Annotated in this window: 1 protein-coding gene; it reads left to right on the top strand. The window is 64.4% G+C overall.

Translation table 11 applies throughout. The features are described from left to right. A partial coding sequence (locus tag R7Z50_RS29065; RefSeq protein WP_318149953.1) for a Tn3 family transposase occupies positions 1 to 599 on the top strand: 599 nt, incomplete at both ends.

Genomic DNA, 599 nt, shown 5'->3' with positions numbered 1-599 from the left:
TGCGCCCTGTCCGAGCTGAAGAACGCGCTGCGATCCGGCGACATCTGGGTCAAGGGCTCGCGGCAGTTCCGCGACTTCGACGACTACCTGCTGCCGGCCGAGAAGTTCGCCGCACTCAAGCGCGAGCAGGCCCTGCCCCTGGCGATCAACCCGAACAGCGACCAGTACCTGGAAGAGCGTTTGCAGCTGCTGGACGAGCAGTTGGCCACCGTCACCCGCCTGGCCAAGGACAACGAGCTGCCCGATGCCATCCTCACCGAGTCAGGGCTGAAAATCACCCCGCTGGATGCGGCGGTGCCGGATCGGGCGCAGGCGCTGATCGACCAAACCAGCCAGTTACTGCCGCGCATCAAGATCACCGAACTGCTGATGGACGTGGACGACTGGACGGGCTTCAGCCGCCACTTCACCCACCTGAAGGACGGTGCCGAGGCCAAAGACAGGACGTTGCTGCTGTCCGCAATCCTCGGTGATGCGATCAACCTCGGGCTGACCAAGATGGCCGAGTCGAGCCCCGGCCTGACCTACGCCAAGCTATCCTGGCTGCAAGCCTGGCACATCCGAGACGAAACCTACTCGGCGGCCCTAGCCGAGCTGGT

The organism is Vibrio sp. 1249-1, from assembly GCF_033340495.1.
This window is presented reverse-complemented; position numbering and strand designations above follow the sequence as displayed.